The 22,078-nt window shown below is 56.1% G+C and carries 16 protein-coding genes and 2 pseudogenes; 7 read left to right on the forward strand and 11 right to left on the reverse strand.

Annotated elements, in window-relative coordinates; all coding sequences use genetic code 11:
- Window positions 1–66: 66 nt before the first annotated feature.
- Entirely contained in the window at window positions 67–1,203 is a 1,137-nt protein-coding gene (locus BDD14_RS29435; RefSeq protein ID WP_130424881.1) for an FAD-dependent oxidoreductase, read from the reverse strand.
- Between the two features lie 93 nt (window positions 1,204–1,296).
- Between BDD14_RS29435 and BDD14_RS29440 the strand changes: the two genes are divergently transcribed.
- Together BDD14_RS29440 and BDD14_RS29445 are read left to right on the forward strand one after the other, a co-directional pair.
- Window positions 1,297–2,004: a TetR/AcrR family transcriptional regulator gene (locus BDD14_RS29440; RefSeq protein ID WP_130424883.1), complete on the forward strand. Its 708-nt coding sequence runs from the start codon at window positions 1,297–1,299 to the stop codon at window positions 2,002–2,004.
- A gap of 151 nt (window positions 2,005–2,155) precedes the next feature.
- Complete coding sequence (locus BDD14_RS29445; RefSeq protein WP_242617642.1) at window positions 2,156–3,160, forward strand: transposase; 1,005 nt, start codon at window positions 2,156–2,158, stop codon at window positions 3,158–3,160.
- A 708-nt stretch (window positions 3,161–3,868) separates the two neighbouring features.
- Here the strand turns inward: BDD14_RS29445 and BDD14_RS29450 are convergent.
- Window positions 3,869–4,594 (reverse strand): hypothetical protein, encoded by a 726-nt coding sequence (locus BDD14_RS29450; RefSeq protein WP_130424885.1) that lies wholly within the window; start codon window positions 4,592–4,594, stop codon window positions 3,869–3,871.
- Between the two features lie 479 nt (window positions 4,595–5,073).
- Complete coding sequence (locus BDD14_RS29455; protein ID WP_130424887.1) at window positions 5,074–5,721, reverse strand: IS6 family transposase; 648 nt, start codon at window positions 5,719–5,721, stop codon at window positions 5,074–5,076.
- 343 nt (window positions 5,722–6,064) lie between these two features.
- On the opposite strand from BDD14_RS29455, the pseudogene BDD14_RS29460 reads away from it, so the two are divergent.
- From BDD14_RS29460 to BDD14_RS29470, 3 genes and pseudogenes are all read left to right on the forward strand, one after another.
- Window positions 6,065–6,814: pseudogene (locus BDD14_RS29460) on the forward strand (IS5 family transposase); the annotation flags it as partial.
- 105 nt (window positions 6,815–6,919) lie between these two features.
- The gene (locus BDD14_RS29465) at window positions 6,920–8,326 is read left to right on the forward strand and encodes a Mu transposase C-terminal domain-containing protein (RefSeq protein WP_165420402.1); all 1,407 of its coding nucleotides are present in this window, start codon (window positions 6,920–6,922) and stop codon (window positions 8,324–8,326) included.
- Window positions 8,265–9,227, forward strand: a complete 963-nt coding sequence (locus tag BDD14_RS29470; protein WP_130424891.1) for an AAA family ATPase — start codon at window positions 8,265–8,267, stop codon at window positions 9,225–9,227. The genes BDD14_RS29465 and BDD14_RS29470 overlap by 62 nt, the downstream gene beginning before the upstream one ends.
- 185 nt (window positions 9,228–9,412) lie before the next feature.
- On the opposite strand, the gene BDD14_RS29475 is transcribed toward BDD14_RS29470, so the two are convergent.
- The 4 genes from BDD14_RS29475 to BDD14_RS29490 form a co-directional block, all read right to left on the reverse strand.
- Window positions 9,413–10,420: a replication initiation protein gene (locus BDD14_RS29475; RefSeq protein WP_165420403.1), complete on the reverse strand. Its 1,008-nt coding sequence runs from the start codon at window positions 10,418–10,420 to the stop codon at window positions 9,413–9,415.
- Between the two features lie 89 nt (window positions 10,421–10,509).
- Complete coding sequence (locus BDD14_RS29480) at window positions 10,510–11,037, reverse strand: hypothetical protein (RefSeq protein WP_130424895.1); 528 nt, start codon at window positions 11,035–11,037, stop codon at window positions 10,510–10,512.
- A complete protein-coding gene (locus BDD14_RS29485; protein WP_130424897.1) occupies window positions 10,995–11,693 on the reverse strand; it encodes a ParA family protein in 699 nt (232 codons plus the stop codon). Before BDD14_RS29485 ends, BDD14_RS29480 begins: the two co-directional genes overlap by 43 nt.
- A 1,367-nt stretch (window positions 11,694–13,060) precedes the next feature.
- Complete coding sequence (locus BDD14_RS29490; RefSeq protein WP_130424899.1) at window positions 13,061–15,484, reverse strand: arylsulfatase; 2,424 nt, start codon at window positions 15,482–15,484, stop codon at window positions 13,061–13,063.
- On the opposite strand from BDD14_RS29490, the pseudogene BDD14_RS29495 reads away from it, so the two are divergent.
- Window positions 15,390–16,202: pseudogene (locus BDD14_RS29495) on the forward strand (IS110 family RNA-guided transposase); the annotation flags it as partial. The gene BDD14_RS29490 and the pseudogene BDD14_RS29495 sit on opposite strands and share 95 nt — an antisense overlap.
- Before the next feature lie 573 nt (window positions 16,203–16,775).
- On the opposite strand, the gene BDD14_RS29500 reads toward BDD14_RS29495, so the two are convergent.
- A complete protein-coding gene (locus BDD14_RS29500) occupies window positions 16,776–17,807 on the reverse strand; it encodes an IS110 family RNA-guided transposase (RefSeq protein WP_130417057.1) in 1,032 nt (343 codons plus the stop codon).
- Between the two features lie 275 nt (window positions 17,808–18,082).
- On the opposite strand from BDD14_RS29500, the gene BDD14_RS29505 reads away from it, so the two are divergent.
- Window positions 18,083–18,478: a hypothetical protein gene (locus tag BDD14_RS29505; RefSeq protein WP_130424901.1), complete on the forward strand. Its 396-nt coding sequence runs from the start codon at window positions 18,083–18,085 to the stop codon at window positions 18,476–18,478.
- A 322-nt stretch (window positions 18,479–18,800) separates the two neighbouring features.
- On the opposite strand, the gene BDD14_RS29510 is transcribed toward BDD14_RS29505, so the two are convergent.
- The 3 genes from BDD14_RS29510 to BDD14_RS29520 are packed head-to-tail and all read right to left on the reverse strand — an operon-like array spanning window position 18,801 to window position 21,887.
- On the reverse strand, window positions 18,801–19,601 hold the full coding sequence (locus BDD14_RS29510; RefSeq protein WP_165420405.1) for an FtsX-like permease family protein: 801 nt from the start codon (window positions 19,599–19,601) through the stop codon (window positions 18,801–18,803).
- Window positions 19,585–21,540 carry an ABC transporter permease gene (locus tag BDD14_RS29515; protein ID WP_130424905.1) on the reverse strand — a complete coding sequence of 652 codons (1,956 nt, stop codon included), beginning with the start codon at window positions 21,538–21,540 and terminating at the stop codon, window positions 19,585–19,587. The genes BDD14_RS29510 and BDD14_RS29515 overlap by 17 nt, the downstream gene beginning before the upstream one ends.
- 17 nt (window positions 21,541–21,557) lie before the next feature.
- Window positions 21,558–21,887 carry a PadR family transcriptional regulator gene (locus BDD14_RS29520; RefSeq protein ID WP_130424907.1) on the reverse strand — a complete coding sequence of 110 codons (330 nt, stop codon included), beginning with the start codon at window positions 21,885–21,887 and terminating at the stop codon, window positions 21,558–21,560.
- Window positions 21,888–22,078 lie beyond the last annotated feature (191 nt).

Raw genomic sequence — 22,078 nt, forward strand, 5'->3', positions numbered from 1 at the left:
CTCATCCCATTTATCAGGATCCACATTACTTCGCGAAGGGTAAGATTTTGCTGGCGCGCAAAGCGGTCACTTGACGGGCTGGTAACTAGTAAACAAATCAACCACGCTCTGAGGCGCGTTGTCGTTGAAGAATAGCTTGAGGTTCCGGTCAGCCTCCGCGGCGGCGGACGCGCTGCGAGGAAAGAGGTCCTGTTCATACGCGATGAGCGCGGCTTCAACGTCACCGGGGTGGGCGGCTATGGCCCTCCCGAGTTCCGCGCCGTCGTACATTGCGAGGTTGGCTCCTTCACCTGCGAACGGCGACATCAGGTGCGCTGCATCGCCGATCAGTGTCACCCCGGGCACCCGTTTCCATCTCTGCTCGATTGGAAGTGCATAGATAGGGCGAAGCATGGGGTCGGTCTCCGTGGCGGTGAGGAGCGTTGTCAGCTCCGGGGCCCATCCGTCGAATTCGGCGGCGACGCTTGCCAAGGTAGATACGGGGTCGGAGAAGTCGATGCTGGCGATCCAGTACTCGGGCTTGTTGAGCGCCACGTACGCGTGCAGCGTGGCATCGGCCTCGCGGTGTGCCATGATGCCTTTGCCTGGCGCAAGGGCCATCATCGTGCCGCTGCCAACCGCTTCCGCGCTTGCCTTGTGGCGGGTCTCGCTGTCGAAAAGGAAGGTCTCGATGAACGAGGTGCCGACATACACCGGTTTTGCGTCGGAGAGGAGCGGACGAACTCTGGACCAGGCTCCGTCCGCGCCCACGAGGAGGTCGGTCGTCACTGTCGAGCCATTCGCGAAGGTCACCACGTGCCTGCCATCGCCGAGGGGAGACACTTCTGTGGTCTTATGCCCCCAGCGGACCGTACCAGCAGGAAGGGAGTCCAGCAGAATGCGACGAAGGTCGCCCCGGGGTACCTCAGGTCGACCGCCGTTGCCCTTGTCGGGCTGATACAGCAGGACGTTGGCGTCCTTATCGAGGACGCACTGCGCCTCAGCCTCAGCCTGGATGAGCCCGAGGAATTCGTCGAAGAGTCCCGCTGCCTTAAGTGCAAGCTGCCCGTTGTATTCGTGTATATCGAGCAAGCCGCCTTGTCCACGTGCGTTCGCCGAAGCTTCCGCTTCGTAGACCGTCGCGGAAATTCCGTGAACGTGGAGCACACGCGCAAGTGTTAGTCCGCCGAGCCCAGCACCGATGATCGTGATTGGAGTCTTCATAATGAATGGTTCGCGGTTGCCGTACCTCGCTGGCAACTATGGAACGTCATTCCATAATTATGGAATGACGTTCCATGTGTGTCAAGATTGATCATGGTTCAAAAAGCGCGCCCCAAGAGGACGAGCAGCAGCCAACGACGGGAAGAATCGCTCTCACGGGAACAAATCATCGAAGCGTCGATCGAGCTCTTGGACAACAGCGGAGAAGGCGGTCTCACATTCCGCACCCTGTCCGAGCGGCTGGCCACCGGCCCTGGTGCCATTTACTGGCACATCGCCAACAAGAGCGATCTGCTGACCGCCGCATGCGACACCATCATCGCTCGTACCATGACCGCGTCCCTCGCTTCAGTCACGACGGGCGCGACGCCGCAAGCAGCCATTCGCCTCCTCGCGCTGGCTATGTTCGACGCCATCGACGCGCATCCGTGGGTCGGATCGGCGCTCACACGTTCCCCGGGGCAGTCGCCCATGCTCCGCATTGTTGAACGCATTGGCCAGCAGATCCGGGCCCTTGGTGTACCGCCAAAAAAACACTGGGTTACCGCGTCCGCGTTGCTGAGCTATATCCTCGGCGTCGCTGGGCGGAATGCAGCCAACGGGCAGCTCGCTCGAACGCAAGGCCTCAACAGATCCGACTTGCTGGAGGCGGTGTCAACGGCTTGGTCTCAACTCGATCCGGAGGAGTATCCGTTCACACGCAGCCTGGCAGGACAGTTGCGCTCTCACGACGACCGAAAGGATTTTCTCGCCGGGATCGATCTCATCCTCAGAGGTATTGGCTCACCGCATCGAAGATAGATTGAAGCCACATCGGATTAGTACCGAGAGAAACGCCCTTGTCGTCACTTGTCCGTATTGTTTGAATGTTAGTCATCGAGGAGCACGTGGTGTTGCATAGGCTGAACTCGGCGGCGACGCCGATTCAGAGAACAACCACGGAGGCTCCTCCATGACGACTATGAACTATATCGGATTGGACGTTCACAAGAAGACGATCAGCTACTGCGTGAAGGACGTGAGTGGCCGGATACAGCAGGAAGGCAAGATCGGGTCAACCCGACGCGAGCTGGATTGTTGGATGAAGACTTTGCCCCAGCCGTGGACCGTTGCGATGGAGGCGACGATTTTCAGCGGCTGGATCAAGGTGGCACATCCATTGATGCTGCGCGCGATTGCTGCAGCCAAGAAGAAGAACGACCAGATCGATGCCAGCAAGCTCGCCGACTGCCTGAGATGCGACTTCCTCCCGGAGTGCCACATGATGCCTGCAGCGATACGGGATCGAAGGCGCACGCTGAGGTATCGGCATCTGCTGGCGAGGCAGATGGTGCAGATGAAGAACCGTGTCTCAGGACCGCTGATGGAGACGGGCGTGGAATATAAACAAGCAACGGCTGCACAAGGTGAGTTACTTCCGGGAATTGCTCTCCGCGAGCAAGGAGGTTCCTCCGAGCATACGGCCGCTGTTGAAGCTCAGCCGGGAGACGATCGAGCGCTGTCAAAGGACCGAGTACGCCCTGGTCAACTCTCTCCAGCTCGATCCGGTGTTGGCCGACCGGATCAAACGACTCCGAACGGTTCCTGGCGTGGGTCCGATCACTGCACTGACGTGGCTCTGGAAATCGGGGATGTCTCACGCTTCCGCTCGATCAAGCAGGCCATCAGCTACTGCGGCCTCTGCGGAGATGAACGGAGCTTGGCCGACAAGGCGATGCGTATGCCGCTCTCGAAGCAGCGCAATAAACATATCCAGCGTGCGCTGGTAGAAGCCGCCAAGTTGGCACCGAGACAGAACCACGAAATGGCTGTGATTTATGACCAGGAAAGACAAAAAGGAAATAGCAATCGGGCGACACTTGCCGTAGCGCGAAAGATGGTCGCGTATTTGCTTGCCGTGGATCGGCAACAGAGAGACTTCGTGCCTGCTGAAGAACGCAGGACTACGGCAGCATAAAATACTGCCGAAATAAACAGCATGAACAAAATGCGCAACCTGCCAGGTCCTGCATGTTGCCGAGGAGATCACACTCCCGAGGCTCTCTACGAATTGTTTCGGGACTGGCAGAGAACACAAACTCAATCCTCTGTGACGGCTCTTCGGAGCCCGAGACTGCAAATGGATGTCTGGTTCTGCCGAGCGCAGGAACCGATGCCGAGAGGCACCTGTTGCGCGTAGAACATCCTGAAACTGTTGATTTGCACGCTCTCCCGAGCGCGCCCGGGACACCCGCGCCTTCACTTGACAGATGACTACATGGATGTCGGCTATCCGGAAGTAATCCAACTCTACAAGCATCGGCTGCGCCGTGAATCATCTCCGTAGCACTGGCATACAGACAAATTAATCTCTCACCTAACTAAAACGCAGCCCCTCACAATGCCCCGGCTCCCTGTCACGCTCTTCTCCAACGCCCAGTTCCGCGACCCTCTCACCCTCTGGCCCCTGGCGCGGCCGCTACAGTTCAGTCCTCTGAGATCGCCTTCAGCGCCACTGCCGCCATCCGCATCATGCAAGATGCGCAACTCAACGCCGACGCGGCTACGGCGAACAAGCTGCATGACAACGTAGCTGGCATCGTCAAGGAGTAATCGGTGGAATATCAGAAGTGGGCAAGATGCAGAATCTACACAACTGTTGGTCAGACAGCCGGACTCACATGAATCAATTGACGTGGGCTTCGTCGTCGTTCATGGAGAAGACATCTTTCATGTTGTCTTCATAGGGAAAGACGTGGATCATCCAGCTAAACATTACGGGATAGAATGTGCCGCCTTCGGCCTGGCAGGCTTCTTTGGTGTGGATCGAGCCGAACATACCGAATTTGGGATGCTCGCCGTGGTACTCCTTGACCTTTTCGGCCGGGGCTGCGCAGAAGTTTATGTGAAGGTGCCAGCGCGCGATGCTGAGTGGAATGCGCAGGTTCAGCTCATCCTCGGTTGCGTCGCGGCGAGCGGTGAACATGACTCCTTCGAGCTTGTAGCGCTGGGTGGGAGTGCGGCGGTAGAGCAGCGATGAGGGTTTGGTTGGATCGAACTGGGTGTCGGCCAGGCGGCCATTCGCTTCGTTGTTGAAGTGGTACTGAGGCTGCTCCAGCTTCGGGTTGGCGATTGCGTAGCCTTCGGCCAAGGCTTTTTTGTAGTCTTTGTACTTCTCGATGGTCGCCGTGACTTCGGCTACGAGAGCTTTTGCCTTCTGTTCGTCGCCGGGCTGCTTCGGCCGCAGCGGGGTGATGCACATGTGATTCGCCATGGCAGCCATGCTCTGGCCCATGACGGTCATGTTGTCCATACCGCTCATATCGTCACATACATGGTTGGTGTCGTTTATAGCCATGCCAGACTTGCCGGGCATGTTGTGCTGCCATGCGTTTGCGGGGAGCGGGATCATCAAAACGGCTCCGAGGGATGGCAGCACAGCGCTGTAAAGATGCACGGTGCGCCGTCTGGCTATCCCGTATTCCCGATGGCAGCGGACATAGGCCATACCCGTATGACGCTTGGAATCGACTCCGAGTATAGATTGCCACCGAAACCGGACTTCGCAGGATATTTATCTTCAGCCGCGAAGGAGAGACCAACAGCGACGCAAGCCGTCGAGGATGAAGAATCCTTGTATCAGCAGGAAGAAGACTGGTGAGAAGCTGAGCGCGCGCAGGTACGGTATAGCTAAAGCCGGTGGCCTAGCACCCACTTGAATCGGTCCATTCCGATTGAGGCAGCGAAGAACACCCCACGGAGAGAACGCTGAGGGCAAAAAATGCGGCTCTGTTGCATTAACTGGCGCAGAGGCAACTCGCTCGTACCGATGTTGCAGATCAGGCAGCAACATCGAACAGCTTGTTGATGAATTGAATTTCGCCGGCGACCTTAGGCTTTGCAGAGGAGGCAATGGCGGCGGCGGATCATACGCATAACCTCAAATCCCTTGATGGTGGCCGACGCTGTTCTCATCGTCTGAAAACCGCGGGTAGGACGGATCACCCGCTTGAGACCACCGTGATCTGCCTCAATGATGTTGTTTAGATATTTCGACGTGCGGTGCTTCGTGTCCTGTGGCAACTTGCCTTCGTGCTGCAGCCGGCCAATCGCCTTGGGATAGGAGCCCAGCTTATCGGTTGTGATCGAGTGCGGCGGCCAGTTGCGCATCGTCTTCAGTGCCTTGCCCAGGAAGCGGTGTGCCGCGCACGTGTTACGGCGGTCCAGCAGCATGTAGTCGATCAACCGGCCATGCTTGTCGACGGCGCGGAACAAGTACTTCCACTGTCCACCGACCTTAACATAGATTTCGTCCACTCGCCAGGAGCTCGAGCGGTAGCCTTGATACCAACGGATGCGCTTTTCGAGCTCAGGCGCGTAACGCTGCATCCACCGGAAGATTGTCGAGGCGTCGACCTCAACTCCGCGCTCTTGCATCATCTCCGCGAGATCGCGATATGTGATGCCGTACTTGCAATACCACCGCACGCATACCAGGATGATCTCGACCGGAAATCGCCGGCGCTTGAACATGGACATCTGCTGGACTCCTCGACTCACCTCTCACCATACACGGCCTTAGTTAATGCAACAGAGCCGTATATAGGGGCGGCAGAAGGAAACACAGGCCGGGATACCTCGGCAATCTTCTGTCTGACTGCGTCTCTATTGCGGCCGCACATGATCCCTATTCTTTCAACAGTGCTGCAACCTAATCGATCATCATATGCGGTACCGACAACACCGACGAATCGTAGTCGAAGTACATACTTCTCGCCGTCCAAGGTACAGCCTGATCCCAAGGGCGATGGCTCCGGATCTAGGAGCTTGTTGAAATAGGTTCTGGCTTCGTCTGATCTGGGTGTTGGTCCGTCTCTGTTGTATGCGTGGCGACGAGCGGGTTCAGGGTGAGATGTTCAGTTGTGTGACGTTGGAGCAGCGGGTTCCACAGGATCATCCTTTGCGCGAGATTCGCAAGTTGACGGATGCAGTTCTGGTGTCGCTGAACGAGGATTTCGATGCGCTATATTCGGCATCCGGCCGTCCTTCGATTGCGCCCGAGTATGTGCTGCGGGCGCTGTTGTTGCAGGCGTTTTATTCGGTGCGTTCGGAGCGCCAGTTAGTCGAGCAGCTGAACTACAACCTGCTGTTCCGCTGGTTCGTCGGCCTGGGCATGGACGACGCGGTGTGGAACCATGCCGTGTTTTCCAAGAACCGCGACCGGCTGCTGACGTCGGACGTGGCGCAGCGGTTCTTCGCCGAGGTGAACGTGCTGGCGAAGCGCTTCATGAGTGACGAGCACTTCACCGTGGACGGCACGCTGATCCAGGCCTGGGCATCGCAGAAGAGCTTCCGGCCGAAGGATGGCTCCGATGATGGCGACGGCACTAACTTCCGTGGGCAGAAGAGGTCGAACGAGACCCATCAATCGACTACCGATCCGGAGGCGCGGCTCTACAAGAAGAGCTATGGCAAGGAGTCGAAGCTCGCGTACCTGGGCCATGCGCTGGTGGAGAACCGCAACGGCCTGATCGCCGCCGCGATGGCGACCCAGGCCGACGGCCATGCCGAGCGCGACGCCGCCCTGCTGATGCTCGACGAGCGGCAGAAGAACAGCTCGCGGCGCATCACGTGTAGCTTTCGGAATTATTTGGCGTAGTGTTTCGGAATTATATGGCGTAATGTCTTTGACATGCGAGAACTTGGCGAAGTGCCTGAGGAAACTCGGGAGCTTGCGATGTCACGGTTTCGGTTGATTCAGCCACATCTCGAGAAGAATCAGCCCCTGCAAACCGTAGCAGCTGACGGAAAGGTACCGTTCCGGACTGCGCAGCGGTGGGTGAGCCAATACCGCAAATTCGGATTGATAGCGCTTGTACGCAAGACAAGGGCTGACCGTGGTGCCCGCAGGGTGATCTCGCCGAAACTTAAGGCAGCCATAGAAGCGCTCGCCTTGAAGAGTCCTCCTCTACCGGTCCGGTCAATCTGGCGACAGATTCGGCAATTTGCGGAGACAATCGGTGAGCCCCCACCTCGCTACGGACTCGTTTACGATCTCATCCGTGAAATCCCAGTTGGACTGCTTACCCTCGCCCACCGTGGAGGAAAGACGTACAGCGAAAAATTCGACCTGGTTCACCGACGGGAAGCGCCGCGACCAAACGCTATCTGGCAAGCCGATCATGCACAATTGGGGATCCGCCTGGTAAGAGAGGCTGGTCAGATCGCCAAGCCCTGGTTGACCGTCGTCATCGATGACTATAGTCGGGCTGTTGCTGGATACTTCCTCGGCTTTGATTCTCCCTCCTCGACACGAACCGCTCTCGCCCTTCGACAAGCGATCTGGCGAAAGGGCCATCCACATTGGCAGGTATGCGGCATCCCCGATGTGCTTTATACGGACAATGGCTCGGACTTCAAATCAAAGCACATCGAGCAGGTCGCTGTCGATCTCAAGATCCAGCTCGTGTTCTCAACACCAGGGAAGCCGCAAGGGCGTGGCCGCATCGAGCGCTTCTTCCGAACCGTCAACGAAATGTTTCTTTGCGAGCTTGACGGATTCGGAAAGAAAAGGCGACGCAAACCAAACCTCTCCATTGAGCAACTTGACGAACTCTTCCGGATATTCCTTTTTGAGACCTACCATCGACAACCCAGCACTGCTGCAAGGACGGCTCCCTCGGTGCGCTGGGAGGAAGGTGGATTTCTGCCTCGCATGCCCGAGTCTCTCGAACAGCTTGATTTGCTGCTCATGCAAGCGGTGAGCGCTCGGAAGGTGCGTCGCGATGGCATTTACCTTCACGGTCTGCGGTATCTTTCCTTGGTTCTGGCCGCGTACGTGGGTGAAGATGTGACCGTTCGGTACGATCCCCGTGACATGGGAGAGATTCGTGTTTTCTACAAGGATCGCTTTCTTTGTTCTGCGGTTTCCGCGGAGCTGGCAGGAGAGACCATTTCTCTCCGAGACATCACTCGAGCGCGCGACCAGCGTCGTCGCGAACTCAAAACGATCCTCCACGATCGGCAACGGGTCGTCGATTCGCTTCTGCAATTAAAAAAAGGGACGAGTTCTGAGGAGATCCATGCAAAAGCAGCCGCCGCACCCCCATCCAAAGTCCGCATCAAAAGGTACCGCAACGAGTGACGGCGTATTCGTCGAGACCATTGAACACCGCAGATTTGTCGAATTTTGCGATGCATGCCGCAATTTTCGCTACATCGGTCTGTGCTACGGGCCCCCAGGTATTGGCAAAACTCTCTCTGCTGTTCGCTACAGTCGCGCGGATCAAATTCAACCAAGAGATGCGTGGACAAATGAAGTGAAAGACAATCGTCCAATCGACACAGTGCTCTACACGACCTCTGTGGTCAATACCCCCTCCAGGGTCGACATCGACATCTCGATGGCGAAAGAGCGAGTCAGAAACATCCTCCTGGATCCAATCCTGCAAGAAGCCAGGATTGTTCTTGACGAGATCAGACTCAAAGACGAGAAAAGACGAAGGGACATCATAGACAAACCGGGTTGCTCTCCGGAGAACCCTCCTGCAGTCGATCCCACCTACTTTGAGACATACAAGCACTATCAAGCGAGACAGCGAGCGGTCTCGGACCCGACAACTTTGATCCTGGTGGATGAGGCTGATCGCCTCCACATGAATAGTCTCGAACAGATGCGATCGATCTTCGATCAGGGTACCGCCGGTATGGTGCTGATCGGCATGCCGGGCATCGAAAAGCGTATCGCCCGCTTTCCTCAGTTCTATTCCCGCATCGGATTCGTCCACGAATTTCGGCCTCTGGATGCAAACCAGGTCCAGGAACTCCTTCCGCGGTGCTGGGCGCCGGCGGGTATCAAGCTCCCTGATGGGCCGCTCTCCCCAGAAGTTGTCGCAAGCCTCATACGCATGACCGGAGGAAACTTCAGGCTGCTGACCCGACTTCTAACGCAGATCGAACGAGTTCTCAGTGTGAATGACCTTCACCATGTCTCTGTCGAGGTCGTTGAAGCGGCACGGGACAGTCTGGTGATCGGGACAAACTGACCGAGCGTACGCCAATTATTCCCGAAACACACGCCAAATAATTCCGAAACTCGGCGCCATTTAAAGCTGAAAGCTACACGCCTATATAGGAAGCAAGATGTTTTTACAGGATGCCTTTTCAAGAAGCCGCTCTATTTAATATTCCCAGTAGGTAGGCGCTGCGCGCCGACGGGCGAGTAGGGACACTAAGACGACGAACCTGAAGCTTCGAGTGCCTTTCTCGATCCCAGCTTGGGAAACCCGGCAAAGAAGCTGGTCCCAACTGGAAGAGGGTAGATCGTGAGACCCGAGCTCGATACGTCGAACCGGATCTGGTTGATCGGATCTGGGAGGGTCTTGAGTATCGTCTTAGCTTTTCGGAACTGTTGAGCCCATCTGTCCTGGTTCGAGTCGGAGTTGTCGAACTGCTCCTGGAGATAGCGCCAGGGGATGAAGCTCTGAGTCGCGCCGGCGAACGCCCGCCAGTAGAGGAAGACGACATAGTCCATTAGCCGGTGGGATTTCTGAGTGGCGATCAAAAGTTCTATGGGAATGGGGACCGGCTGCTTTTGAAGCTCCATGAAGAACCGGAGTCCGAAGGTGACCTCCTGCTTGGCAGCCAACATCTCGGCTATTGAGATCGATGGCTTCCACTTCCCTTCTTCATCCACTTCGGCGGTGATTCTGGCGTTGTCAATGATCGGGCATTTCCAGTGCTCGACTATCTTCTGGTTCACATCCAGGTACTCAACCGTGATTCCCAGATAGGCGATCCTGGTGAACCGCTCCTGGACAGATTTGTAGTGATAGCCTGAATCCGGATTTAGGCCGAAGAGGCGCATGTACTCGTTGGCGTGGCCCCAGCGTAGAAGAGGGCTTTGCTGGAGAACCGCCTTGTTCGTCAAAAAGTAGGCCATGGTCCGGTCCGTCCGGAATGGAAGCGGCACATCGGGGTTGGTCCGGCTAAATGTCACCTTAACCGAGCTGCCGTCCGCGAGCCGCGACCGCCGGACGACATAACTCGCATCAGTCTTGTTGATTGGAAGTCCGCAATAGATGAGCATCTGGGCTGTGAACAACTTGTCGCCGCTCAGGCCGGCCTTCCAGATCCCCATTAGCTTTTCAACTTGATTCTTGGCCGCCTTTTCCCTCTCCAGACGATAGTCGGAGTATCCGGGCAATATCTCCTGCGTATTTTTGGGCGGCTTCCGCATCCTCAAGTATTAGCTTCGGTCCTTTGCACAGAAGAGGACGGGAGAGCGATCAGGTTTGATCGGCCCTCGGCGTCCTCTCGATAATTGGCTTACATGTCCTCTGGATAATCGATCCCGAGGAAGTTGCATATCGCTTTGGTAATGATCGCTTCTCGGGTGACTGTGATGCCCTCAAGATTCTTCGTTAGTACCTCTTTGGTTAACGCTTTATCGACGCTGGGGTGAATGCGAAGACTGATCTGCTTTTTGGTCGTTCGCTCACCAAAGTTCGAATAGAAGCTCTCCTTCTGATTCGCAACCTGAGCCTGGACTGGGTCCAGGGCAGCAGCCACTTCCCTGCTCTGCCGGCTCACCCGACTTCCGTTCGAATGGGTTGTTGATGGGACAGATGCCGGATCTGACGCTGGCTCAGCTGGAGAAGTCGGTTCGACTCGACTCGTGGTAGGCTCCTCGACCACATTGATGACAGAAGTCTCCACGGCTACAGATTCTGGAGCGGTGGCCTGAGATGGGACCAAGGTCGGTGACATCAGATCCATCCTGACGATCGGTTCATCATCGTCGGCTAGGTCAGTTAGGCTGAAGCGCTTATTTGTTTGTCTGCCGGCTTGAGGCATTCGAGGATCTCCATAATGAGCTTTCGATATTGAGAGGAAGAGGGAGACTTTGGCGCGTATTCCCGTACCGATAGTCCCGTCATACCGGCTTCAGCGACGGCCGCGGTGTCTGTGATCGCCGTCTTGAGGATGAAGGCTCGCTGTCCGGGAATGGATTTCGTCGCCTTGACCAGACTGATTTCCCCTTCCTTATCGAGCCTGCGGCTCGCATGCTTTGCATTATGGAAAAGCATGAACCGTAGATTCTTGTTTTCCTTCATGACCGACGCGACGAAAAGAATCATATATTTCGTGGCTTCCAGATCGAGACCTGTAGCGCGTACAGGCGTGATGACTGCATCGGATGCCTGCACAGCAGCCATCGTGATATCCACGATGTTTCCGGGACAGTCGATAAGAATGATATCCAGATCGGAGCGCTGCTTGAGTTCGGACAAGTCCTCTATCAAGAGTCCTGTAGGGATAGTCACCACGCTAAAACTATTGAGACCTTGCTTTCGACGGTGCCTGTACCATTGCGTGAAAGATGCCTGCGGGTCCATGTCGATAACATGAATGCGGTAACCCACAACAGATAGCTCAACAGCTATCTGTTGTGCTGTAGTGGTTTTACCTGCGCCACCTTTCTGGTTTGCAATACTGATGATGATTGCCATAGAAGCGAGGCTAGCAGCGATCGAACCCCGCCATAAGTAACCACTGCGGTACGTCCTTGCTGGTAGCTTGGTAGCAACATAGGTAGGTAGGTAGCTTGGTAGACGGATAGCAGTCTGCCAAGCTTTATCTGCGCCTGCCGGTATCTAACGCTGGCTGCGGAGCCAGCTTGCGATCTTGCGTGTGATCTGAAGCCAGCGAGGTTCGAATCGTCTTCACAATCCAAAGATATCAAAGGGCTTGAGACAAAGAAATGGCGCCGCATCTCGGCGCCTTCAACAGCTTTGAACGACCAGAAAAGTTCGTTTAGGTATCGTTAGATAGGATCGTTTACGATCAGAGGGGTTTCCAGGTGGGTTTGATGGAGTGTAAATCGAATCGACTGTGATGAATGAAAGAACATGCACTAACTTAGATGAGGATTATTTATCGCATCTGTTGAAATACCGTGACTTAATGGTCCGGTTGGTCCAACACGGAATGAATCGTAACCTCATTTCATAAGTTTTTCAGTCCGGTGACCAAGGCTCTGAGCTGGTCCAATCTTACCTTTCACGTTAAGAGCGAGCCCTTGCCATCAATAACCCTAAGACATTTCGTGATCGCATCGATTTGGTCCTCTACTGAATCCGCCATAAAAGCACCTCTGCCCCATAATTTCGCATTCACGCATTAATCCAAACCGTCTATTTCCTGCTTTATGTAAGCTGAAATGCTGCTTCCTGTCCCAAATACCGGCCAGCATTCCGTTCGAGGAGACCATCTGCCTGGCGACCTGTTGCATCGTCCATGCACGCTCTGAATCCGGAAATTAGATCTAAGGGGCGATTGTCGGGGCTGAAAGCGCGAAGACGGTCGCCAGAATCGGTCATATTCGACTGTTCCAGCCTGATCATCACTTCGGTCTACCCATCTAAGCTCGATGCGAACATCCCTATCTGGTCCACGGCTTGCCGAAGATGTGAATAAAATCATGCCATGTCGCGAGCCAGCTGGGGCAAAGGGATACTTGTCGTTTTCGGTGTGATTATCGTAATACTTGGAAGCACTTACCTTTATCTGATTTCGCCGCATCACAACTCCGCCCCTCCCGAGTCCGCAGACGGATTGATCGACAGGGCCGACACCTTAGCCTGGGGAAATCGTTGGGCAGATGCGCTGCCGTTATACGCGAGAGCGCAGCATCTGTTCGAAGGTCAGAAGCAGCCCTCCAAGCGCTGTATGCCCAAGTGAGCCAGATTCCACCTGACGAATCGGGAAGTGTTCCAGGCAAGATCTTCCAACTGACCCAGGACCTGGGAAAGCCAGCAGCTCAAGACCCGGAAACAAGGCTCCGTATTCTCACAATCCAGGGGGTGCTGGAGACGAATTACGATGCAGCGCAGGCGCGGACCATATGGGAGCGAGTGAAAAACCTCGCCTTGAAACGCGGGCATTTGGAGCTGGCGTCCCGAGCAGAAGGAGAGCAGGGAACCTTCACAATGGCATCAAGCAGGCCCCCATAGCAAATAGCGCAATGGTGAAACCCGCTTCGCCCAACGCCACGCAGGTTAACAGCTTTGAGGCACAACAGCGCCTCATCCAGATGCGCGATGCTGAGGAGCGACAACGACAGGCAATGCTTGCCGCCCAAAATGCACAGCTCCAGCAAGAACAGGCCATTCCTGGCCCGGAGTCGCCCAGCGCTGCGCCGATGACGCAAGCGCAGAGGAATGCCATGTATGGCACAGGCAGTCGTTACGGTGGAGTAGAGGTCGGTACCCACGTCAGCCGTTTCAGTTCCGAATATCAAAGGAATGGTGTGTTCGATTCTGCCCGTCGCGACCTTCTTCCCGTTGATCGAGATCGTCCCTGTGCCACCCGCACCGAGCTTGCCGCCGTCATAGACGAAGTCGTAAGTGACGATGACAGGGCCAGCGGGCAGGCGCTCTTTGGAAGCAATCGTTGTCACGTTGCCCAGGAAGTTATAGGCAAACGCAGGCTTGCCTCCTTTGACATACAGACTCCAGCCAGAATGCGCGCCACCCTGTGCGAGGATGACCCCCGAAGCACTGCGCTGTTGCACCTCGAGGTCCGCGGTAATCGAGGAACTCTGGTTCTTCACATTGATGAAGGCGTTCTCTTTCATCCCCACCATGCCGGGAAAGACCGTTAGTGATGTCCGACCTGCCATGAGATCGGGACGCCCGGCGATCGAGGCAACGAATCGCTCCTGGATGCGGTCGTCGAGCGGAAGCACGTTGTTCTTGACCGCCTCCGCCATGAATGCGTTTTGCATCTCCTTCAACTTGGTGGGTTCCTTCGCAGCAAGATTGTTGGAACAACTGAAGTCTTCCGCTGTGTTGTACAACTCCCACTTGTCCTCGGCGAAAGTTCCGCGAGGTTTCTTTTCCCACGCTACCTTGTGCAGAGTCGTCGCGTACCATCCGTCCCTGTAGATGCCACGATTCCCGCCGAACTCGTAGTACTGAATCGTGTGATCCGACTTCACCTGAGGGTTGGTAAACGAACTGAGCATGCTCACACCATCCATGGGCTTTTGCGGAACGCCATTAACCGTCTTGGGCTGCGGCAGTCCTGCTGCCGCCAGCACTGTCGGAGCGACGTCGATCAGGTGGTAGTACTGGTTGCGGACCTCACCCTTTGCCTTGATCACCTTCGGCCAGAAAACCACCATGCCGTTGGTGGTCCCCCCATACTGCGTATGGAACTGTGAGTATGCGAACGGTGTGTTATCCCCAATCGACCAGCCAGCCGGTGGCGTCATTGCTGAGTGCGGCCCACCCACCTCATCAAGGTGCGCCAGCTGGTATTGCAACGTCTCCTCCGCCAGGTTGAATGAGCTCAACGTATTGAACGTGCCGAGCCGGCCGCCGTTGGGGCTCGCGCCATTGTCTCCCGCGATGTAGATGATCAGCGTGTTATCCATCGCTCCCATCTCATCGGCGGCCTGCAGCACCCTGCCGATCTCGTAGTCGGTCAGCTCGGCGAACGCCGCGAAGACCTCCTGATACCGGATAGCGATCTTCTTCTCGTCCGGGCTCAGTTTGTCCCAATCCTCCATGATGTCCGGCTTGGCTGTGAGCTGGGTGTTGGCTGGGACGATGCCGAGCTTCTTTTGACGCGTAAGAATCTCTTCGCGGTACTTGTCCCATCCCTCATCGAACTTGCCTTTGTACTTGTCGCGCCAGGACTGCGGCAACTGTACCGGGTCATGCATGCCTTGCGCTGCGTAGTAGACAAAGAAAGGCTTATCCGGAGTGAGAGTCTTCTGTGTCTTGATCCAGGAGATGGCATGGTCCGCGATATCTGTCTGGTAGTAGTAGTTGGGGTCCTTCGATGGGGGCACCTGCGTCGTGTTGTCATGGATGGATGGCGAGAACTGGTCGGACTCGCCAATCACATTGCCATAAAACCTCTCGAACCCCACCCCGGTGGGCCACTGGTCGAACGGCCCCGTGAGTCCGCTCTCCCAAGGCACATACTCGTGGGACTTGCCGAACATCGCGGTGCTGTAGCCGTTAAATCTCATGATCTTTGCCAGCGGAGCCACGCTGTTCGGAAGCACGGAGTTCTGCCCCGGAAAGCCAGTGGCCATTTCCGAGACGGAACCCATGTTGGCGCCATGCGAGTTGCGGCCCGTGAGAAGCGCCACGCGGCTCGCCGAGCAAAGTGGATTCACATGGAAGTTGGTGTAGATCCCGGCCCAGTTCGTGAAGCCATTCGTGAAGTCGAACAAGAACGACTTCCTGGATGCGGAAGCGATTGCTGAGGCTGTGGATCGGGAGAACATGCGATTTGTTCCGATCAAGACGGACGACCAGCTGGATCTGCAGGCATTGCATCGTGTGCGCGATCGTTTGATCGCGCGAAGAACCTCAGTCATCAACCAGCTGCGGGCCTTCCTGCTGGAGCGGGGTCTGGTATTTGCAAAGAGCCCGGCCAGGCTGCGCGAGCGCATGCCCGAGATCCTCGAGAACGCCGAGGAAGATCTCACTCCGCGTATGCGGAACCTGCTGGCTCAACTTTGGAACGAGTGGAAGGATCTTGAACAGCGGGTGGTCGATCTGAACCAGGAAGTGGAGCTGATTGCCTCAAGTGATGCGGCATGCACGCGGCTCAGGCAGATCCCCGGCGTTGGCCCGCTGGTCGCAACCGCGATCGTAGCCGCGATCGGTAACGGCGCAGCCTTCCATAAGGGGCGTGAGTTTTCTTCCTGGCTTGGGCTTGTGCCACGACAGCACTCGACCGGTGGTAAGGCCCGCCTCTTCGGTATCAGCAAGCGCGGTAACAACTACCTGCGCAAGATCTTCATCCATGGAGCCCGCGCAGTCGTATTGCGATCGAAGCGAGACCGCGTCGCCATGGGCGCGTGGATGACCGCTCTTGAAGCCAGAGCGCCACGCAACGTGCTCATCGTCGCCACGGCAAACAAACTGGCAAGGATCGCTTGGGCCGTGCTGTCAAGCGGCCAGGACTATCGGGCAGTTCAAGAGCCAGTCGCGGCCTAGCTAAGCGTAGCTATCAAGATCAAGTTCTCCCACCGAGGTCTGCACCGGATAAGTAAAGATGAAAGAACAGTCAAACGGCGTACCTGAAACCTGATTGCTCAATAGGCTCTTCCACAGCCGAGGGGTTTTGTAGGACAGGTACGCGGCGTATCTCATCATGGCCAGGAGACTGATCTCCACCAAAAGGCCGGATACATTGACGCAGACATTCCTTCATCCATAAACTTTTCCCTTGCATTCAGACGGCGGACCATACATTTGACCAAGTTCACCTGGCCAGATGGTTCGGTGCGTCGAACTTGGTGAAATGTATGGTCCGCCGTCCGACTGCAAGAGAAAAGTGGTTGGACGAAGAGAAGTCTGCGTTAATGTATCCGGCCTGTTTATGGAGAATAAGATCTCCTGGCACATGATGAGATACGCCGCGTGTCTGTCCTTTGAAACCCCTCGGCCGCGAGGGCCTTTTGAGCAAACAGGTTTCAGAGACGCCGTTATGACTGTTCTTTCATCTTCACTCGTCCGTGCAGACCTTGGTGAGATGGCTTGGAACCGGTTATGTTTCGCCGGCCTAGGCTAGGCAGTAGTTTCGGCGGGCACGACCCGGTAGTCCTGACCAGTCGAGAGCACAGCCCATGCGATGCGAGCCAGCTTGTTGGCCATGGCGACGATCAACACGTTGCGCGGGGCTCTGCCCTCGAGTGAAGTTAGCCATGCACCCATTGCGATACGATCTCGCTTGGATCGCAGGACAACGGCACGGGCTCCGTGAACCAGAATCATCCGTAGATAACGGTTGCCCCGCTTACTGATGCCATAGAGCCGTGCCTTGCCTCCTGTTGAATGCTGTCTGGGTACCAGTCCCATCCAGGCGGCGAACTCTCGTCCCTTCCGGAAGGCCGAACCGTTGCCGATCGAAGCTACGATCGCGGTTGCCACCAGAGGTCCGATGCCCGGAATCTGTCGCAGTCTCTGGCATGCGGCATCGCTGGAGGCAATCCGCTCGACTTCCGCGTTCATCTCTTCAAGCTGAAGTTCCAGCTCCTTCCACTCGCTCCACATCATCGCTATCAGGTTGCGCATCCTTGGAGTCAGGTTCTCCTCCACGTTCTCGAGCACGCTTGGTATCGCTTCTCTGAGGCGAATCGGACTCTTAGCAAACACCATGCCTCGCTCCAGAAGGAATGCGCGAATCTGGTTGATCACAGCGGTTCTCCGCTGCATCACTCGTTCCCGGACGCGATGCAACGCCTGCAGATCCAGCTGATCATCGGTCTTGATAGAAACAAACCGCATGTTCTGACGACCCACGGCTTCGGCGATCGCTTCTGCGTCAATGAAATCGTTCTTGTTCGACTTCACGAAGGGCTTCACAAACTGAGCGGGGATAAGCTTGACGTCGTGCCCTTGGGCTCGCAAAGCACGGCCCAGGAAGTGTGCTCCTGCGCACGCCTCCATCCCGATCAACGAGCTCTGCATGTTCGCTGTGAATACGATCAGCTGCTTCTGCGTAAACTTCTTCTTCAGGAGCACCTTGCCGTTATCATCAAGGGCTACCAGGTGAAAGGTCGTCTTGCCGAGATCAATCCCTACTGAACGAATCTGCATGTCGATGATCCTCCTTGAACCTGCCTACAAGATCCTCCACGCCCTAGTGGAGTTCAAGCGGCGGACCATCTCAGTAACCCCGTTTTCAGAGAGATTCAGTTCTCGGGGATCGGCAGGGGCGGGAGGGCTGGCTCCGGTTGAATTCTGGCTTGTGGATCAATCGCTTAGAGTCAGTCCACGTACCGAGAAAGACCGAACTGCTAAACCACATCTATCATTCGGAGCGGTGTGAATCACCGCCCGCGACGATACACCCGAGACGGAGAGGAACTACAATGAAAGATCTCTTTGACCCCGCTCTGGCAGAAGACATAAAGCAGCGCATCATGCGCCTCCATCCTGAGAGTGAGCGGCGATGGGGCAACATGACCCTTGCCCAGACCCTCGCGCACTGTACTTCTGGCACGCAGATGGCGACGGGCGTCATCAACCCCAAACGTGCATCCTTTCCTGCCAACGTCATCGGCACGCTTATAAAGCCGCTGGTCTTCGGTGACGACAAGCCCCTGCGACGCAACTCACCCTCCTCGCCGGAACTCTTCTCGGCGCACACCACACAGTGCGACTTCGAGCGCAAACGTGCCCAGCTCATCACAGCTATCGATAGCTTCGTCACCAAGGGCGCAGCTTCCTGCGCCATTGCAACCGTATACGAAGTTGAGCTTCGATAAGGCTGTCAGTTTTTCGGGACACGTCCTGCTATATGGGTGTTTTTGACTAAAACCGCGAAAAGTCAATTTTGGGGCCGAAATTGGAAATTAGTGTGACCTTCAGAGATAAGTGATAAGTGGCGGTCGTTCTTCAACGCTATTTGGCGCGGCGTAGGGCGTCTTCACAGGGGTCCGGACGGCGAAAAGACTTGTCCGAGAAGACGGTTATACGGCCACTTGCCGAAGATATAGATCGATTCGAATAGCTCGATGAGTGACTCGCCCTGTTGTCATCAACTCACATTTAGACTTACAAGGCGTCGTCGCCATAGACGGATATCGCTCATTCCGCCTTGAGCGCTTCGACGGGATCAAGATGAACTACTTTTCGTACTGGAAGCAACGAAGCGGAGAGCGCGATGACGCACAGGAGCAGTGCCGCACCGGCGAGGACGAATGGGTTGTTCGAGGTCACTCCATAAAGGAAGCCGCGAATCAGCCGGGTAGAGAGGATCGCAGCGACTCCTCCCGCGACGATCCCGATCGTCATCAAGATGATGGCCTGCCGCAGAACAAGCAGCACGATACGGAAGCGAGTCGCACCCAGGGCTATCCGAATACCGAACTCCGTCGTTCTCTGGGTAATGCTCCTCGAGAATAGCCCATACAGGCCAACCCCGCTCAGCAGGAGCGCTAGTCCGGCAAAGAATCCGGAGAGAGATGCCAGCATTCTTTCGAGCGATGTCGAGTCATCCATCTTCTGAGTGATCAGAGTCACTTCAGAATCGGGACTCCCCGGCGCAATGTCGCGCAACGTTTTCCGGTAAGCACTCTGAGCGTCCGTGAGTGACCGCGCTTCGATTACGAAATTCATCAGGCCCGGATTGTCCATATCCGAGGCAATGGGCCGGTAGACGACAGGTTGAGGCGGCATTCGCAGATCCTGGAGCTTTACATCGGCTACGACGCCGATCACCCGACAGGTACTTTCCGATGCTCCACCTCGATCGAGCGAGAACTGAAATTGCCGCAATGTCGATCCAAGAGCCGGGGCCTTCGGAAACATCTTCTTCGCGGCGGACTGGCTGACGACGCAGGTATCCGCATCCGCATCACTGTTCACGAAGTCACGGCCCGCGAGCAAAGGGAATTTCCATGGTAGAGAAAAAATCCTGGCCAACTTCATTGAACTGAAGCGGTTGTTTTAACTCCTGTGCAGAAGGTGACACGGTGCTGAATACCCTCGTCACAGTTCCGAATAGCGGCGGAACTGTGACGAGGGCTGCGTTCTGCACTCCCGGCATCTCCTTCAGGTGTTCCGCCATTTGCCAATAGATATGCGTCAGTGCTGTTCCTCTCTCCGAACGAGCCCTGATATCCATCATGACCGTGGAAATATTCTCAGTGCGAAAGCCAACATGACTCAGTCTGAGCTTAACCAGCGTCGTGCTCAACAAGCCCGCAACCACGACGAGCATCAAAGACAACGCGATCTGCGCGCAGACGAAGCTGTTTCCCACCCACTTGCTTTCAGCCCGCAGGGAACGGTTTGCGGATTGGCGCAACATAGGCTCCGGAGCTGTGTGGCTGAGCATCCATGCCGGAGCTATGCCACAAAGCAGCGCGCAAAAAACAGCGCACCCGGCGGTGACGGTAAGTACGGTTGCATCCGGACGGATCGAGAGCGCAATGGGAAATCTTTCAGCGCCGGCAGACAAGAGGCGCAGCAGGATGCGGCATCCCATCCACGCAAATCCCAATCCCAGCAATCCACCGGGAAGAGTCAGCAGCAGGCTTTCTATCAACACCTGCCGCATGAGACGCGGGCGCGGGGCGCCAAGAGCGATGCGGAGCGCGAATTCGCGCGAGCGGCTGACGGCGCGTGCCAGTCCCAGGCCGGCAAGATTGGCACAGCAGATTAACAGCACGATACCAACCAATCCCTGCATCAAAAACAGCGGCCGACGGTAGCGGATTCGTAGAAAGCTCCATCCGGAACGCCCGGGTAGCGCTATCAAATGTATGGGCGGCAAACCATGAAACTGGCGAACGGCTACGGGGGGCAGGACTTCTTCCATCACCTGGCGCGTAACGGCCGATAACTCGGCAGAGGCCTGAGCTACTGTGATGCCGGGTTTCAGCCGCGCCATCGGCGTCAGGTTAAATGAGAGAGGATTGCGCAGCATCGAATCCCTCTGCCGCTGCCGCATCACCGGTTCGTAATTCAGCGGCATGTAGAAATCAGGGCGCGACGAGACCATGATTCCTGCAAAATTCTCGGGAGCTACGCCAACGATGGTGACGCTGTAGCCATTCAAGTGGACGTGACGGCCAATGACGGAAGCGTCGGCTGCATAATGCTCTACCCAGAAACGATGGCTGATGACGACGGCCCAGCCATCCGGACCGCCGCCCGGCTGATCATCGGCCGCGGTCAGCAATCGTCCGGCAGCCGGCCGAACACCGAGGACATCGAAGATGTTGCCGCTCACAATGGTTCCCGGATAGGTATGCGTAATATCGTTTTCGAGGAGATCGGCGCCGTAATCGCACCATCCAGAGATGCCGGAAAAAGAACGGGTGTGCCGCTCGACGGATTCGATGAGCGGCAGATTGAGTACCGGCATCGGAGACTGGGCAACAGGCGAAGGATGGTCAGCCTGCACACCGATGAGGACCAGGCTGTTTGGGTCTTTTACCGGAAGGCTTTGCAGCCACAGAGAGTTCATCAACGTAAAGATCGCTGTGTTCGCGCCGATACCGAGCGTCAGCGTCAGCACAGAGATGAGTACGAAGCTGGGAGACCGGCGGAACTGGCGCAGGGCATATCCTGCATCCTGGCGCAGGTTTTCGAGCCAGGTCCACGACCATTTTTCGGTGATCTGGTCGCGAAGCACGGCAGAATTTCCAAAGAGCCGCATGGCCGCGTGCTCGGCCTCTTGGGGGTTCATGCCTGACGCAATGTTCTCGGCGATCTGCTGCTCCAGATGAAACTGGAGCTCCTTGTCGAGGCGATCGGCCGTGCGTTTGCGGTGAAGTAGCATCAAGAGCCAGACGCGAATCTTTTCAAAAACGCGGACCATATTTCACCTCGCGTCTTTCAGACTTCTTCAATGACCAGATTTACCGCTCCGGAAAGTCGTTTCCAGTTTTCCGTTTCGTGCTCCAACTGCTTCCGCCCGGCCGCTGTCAGTGAATAGAACTTGGTTTGGCGTCCGTTTTCGCTCTCCGCCCATTTGGCTTTGATCCAGCCCTGCTGCTCCAGGCGATAGAGCGCCGGATAGAGTGATCCCTGCTGCACCTGCAAAACCTCTTTGGATATCTGCTGGATGCGTTTCGCGATGGCCCATCCATGTTTGGGGTCGAGCGAGATAGTTTTCAGGATCAGCAAATCCAGCGTCCCTTGTACGAGATCGTTTGGTTTTCCCATGGCCACAATTATCGACACGAGAATTGCAGATAGTCAAGATACTTTGACTATCTTTAAACATAATTGTTGACTATCTACAATAAGAATTGTAGATAGTCATAATATGTCGATGCGGAAAACAATCCAATTGCTTTTGTGCGCGAGCCTGGCCGCATTTACGGGAATGGCCGCGCAGAAGAACCCGACACTAT

The organism is Edaphobacter modestus, from assembly GCF_004217555.1.
Classification (GTDB): domain Bacteria; phylum Acidobacteriota; class Terriglobia; order Terriglobales; family Acidobacteriaceae; genus Edaphobacter; species Edaphobacter modestus.

What these genes read in the sequence shown, in the direction of transcription:
- BDD14_RS29435 (WP_130424881.1), bottom strand. Translation starts at nt 1,203, where the DNA reads ATGAAGACTCCAATCACGATCATCGGTGCTGGGCTCGGCGGACTAACA.
- BDD14_RS29440 (WP_130424883.1), top strand. Translation starts at nt 1,297, where the DNA reads ATGGTTCAAAAAGCGCGCCCCAAGAGGACGAGCAGCAGCCAACGACGG.
- BDD14_RS29445 (WP_242617642.1), top strand. Translation starts at nt 2,156, where the DNA reads ATGACGACTATGAACTATATCGGATTGGACGTTCACAAGAAGACGATC.
- BDD14_RS29450 (WP_130424885.1), bottom strand. Translation starts at nt 4,594, where the DNA reads ATGATCCCGCTCCCCGCAAACGCATGGCAGCACAACATGCCCGGCAAG.
- BDD14_RS29455 (WP_130424887.1), bottom strand. Translation starts at nt 5,721, where the DNA reads ATGTCCATGTTCAAGCGCCGGCGATTTCCGGTCGAGATCATCCTGGTA.
- BDD14_RS29465 (WP_165420402.1), top strand. Translation starts at nt 6,920, where the DNA reads ATGTCACGGTTTCGGTTGATTCAGCCACATCTCGAGAAGAATCAGCCC.
- BDD14_RS29470 (WP_130424891.1), top strand. Translation starts at nt 8,265, where the DNA reads ATGCAAAAGCAGCCGCCGCACCCCCATCCAAAGTCCGCATCAAAAGGT.
- BDD14_RS29475 (WP_165420403.1), bottom strand. Translation starts at nt 10,420, where the DNA reads ATGCGGAAGCCGCCCAAAAATACGCAGGAGATATTGCCCGGATACTCC.
- BDD14_RS29480 (WP_130424895.1), bottom strand. Translation starts at nt 11,037, where the DNA reads ATGCCTCAAGCCGGCAGACAAACAAATAAGCGCTTCAGCCTAACTGAC.
- BDD14_RS29485 (WP_130424897.1), bottom strand. Translation starts at nt 11,693, where the DNA reads ATGGCAATCATCATCAGTATTGCAAACCAGAAAGGTGGCGCAGGTAAA.
- BDD14_RS29490 (WP_130424899.1), bottom strand. Translation starts at nt 15,484, where the DNA reads ATGTTCTCCCGATCCACAGCCTCAGCAATCGCTTCCGCATCCAGGAAG.
- BDD14_RS29500 (WP_130417057.1), bottom strand. Translation starts at nt 17,807, where the DNA reads ATGCAGATTCGTTCAGTAGGGATTGATCTCGGCAAGACGACCTTTCAC.
- BDD14_RS29505 (WP_130424901.1), top strand. Translation starts at nt 18,083, where the DNA reads ATGAAAGATCTCTTTGACCCCGCTCTGGCAGAAGACATAAAGCAGCGC.
- BDD14_RS29515 (WP_130424905.1), bottom strand. Translation starts at nt 21,540, where the DNA reads ATGGTCCGCGTTTTTGAAAAGATTCGCGTCTGGCTCTTGATGCTACTT.
- BDD14_RS29520 (WP_130424907.1), bottom strand. Translation starts at nt 21,887, where the DNA reads ATGGGAAAACCAAACGATCTCGTACAAGGGACGCTGGATTTGCTGATC.